The following is a 1,206-nucleotide window of genomic DNA, read 5'->3' as shown; positions in this document are numbered from 1 at the left end:
GCAGAAAGCCCTCGGCCATCGGCACACCTTCACGCCCCACCAACAAACAACCGCCTTGTAAGGTGTTGATGACCTCGTCGCCATTGCAGAGACGGCTGCCGACCAGCGCTAAATGGCTATTCCCTTGACCCGCGCCCGTGACGATCTGCGCCGTACGCCCATCGGCGTACAGGACGTAATCGCCTTTCTGTGCCGCACGTACTTTCTGACCGCTGTCCAATGTGAACGTCAGCGGCGATGTCGCTTGCTGGACTACCCCGCCATCGCGGGTTTGGCTACCTTCGGTTGCAAATCGATAAACGGCGCGAGTGGGATGAGCTTCTACGTAAGCCTGCTGCTGGCGAACAACCGCCAGAGCTTCGTCGCAAAAGTGCGCAAGTCGTTCTTCTGTGAAATGGGGGGCGTCAAGACTGCAGAGAAACTCAGGAGAAACTTCGTTGGTATACAAGGGGTGCACAGGTGCATTCATTTGCAACTTCCTTATCGTCATCGGTTTGAGTTGCCTTTCCTTCTCATCTCGGCAGAAGCGCTGAGCAGAGGGAATATTGGGCGACGACGAATAAGACGGTGGGACGCGTGCTGAAAGCAATCCAACGGCATAGCCAAAATGAACGAATAGGAATTTTCGCAATAACAAACAACCCATTTCCTACAKGGAAATTACACAGGCTGCGTGAAAACATAGCAATCTGCGGGACATCTCCCTAGATGTAAGTCATAAAGAAAATTGCTCCGTATCTTTCGATACGGAGCAATTTCTTTGAGCACCGTGCAAATTGCAGGTTTTCACACAGTCTGTGAACAGCCGGTTTTTTTTTGAGTGCAGGAACGCCCTGAATGGCTCAAGCCGCGTGGTAATCCGAATCGTCGCTGCCACTTTTGTCCCGGGGCATGGACGCATTGCCAACGTTTCGTTCATGAGTCTCATGATCCGGCCGGGTGATCTTGAGCGCCCGGTCGGCGACCTTGGCGTTATGCATCAGGCGACAGAACACGGCGGCGACGATGATCGACAGCAATGACCAGATGACAATGACTTTGAGGAGCATGGCGAAACCTCTCGCGGCAAACAATTCTTACGATCGCCAGCGTCCTTGCAGCAAAGGCTACCTATCCATTGTGGCAGGTGTTCATGATCTTGCATTTCCTTGCAGATTTGAACTGTTTATCAGCTATCTACCAAGATGAAGCGACAGTTTCCCGGAC

General features: G+C 52.6%; 2 protein-coding genes. Both read right to left on the bottom strand.

Annotated elements, in window-relative coordinates; translation table 11 throughout:
* Window positions 1–469, bottom strand: a 469-nt coding sequence (locus ACXRVY_RS30185; RefSeq protein WP_458239097.1) for a hypothetical protein, incomplete at its 3' end; no start/stop codon positions are given.
* Window positions 470–842: 373 nt separating this feature from the next.
* A complete protein-coding gene (locus ACXRVY_RS30180) occupies window positions 843–1,049 on the bottom strand; it encodes a hypothetical protein (RefSeq protein WP_457266075.1) in 207 nt (68 codons plus the stop codon).
* Between the last annotated feature and the right edge of the window lie 157 nt (window positions 1,050–1,206).

The organism is Pseudomonas sp. P5_A2_2 (assembly GCF_054177685.1).
The sequence above is the reverse complement of the archived record's forward strand: the minus strand, read 5'-3'. Positions and strand labels throughout refer to the sequence as shown.

What these genes read in the sequence shown, in the direction of transcription:
- ACXRVY_RS30180 (WP_457266075.1), bottom strand. Translation starts at nt 1,049, where the DNA reads ATGCTCCTCAAAGTCATTGTCATCTGGTCATTGCTGTCGATCATCGTC.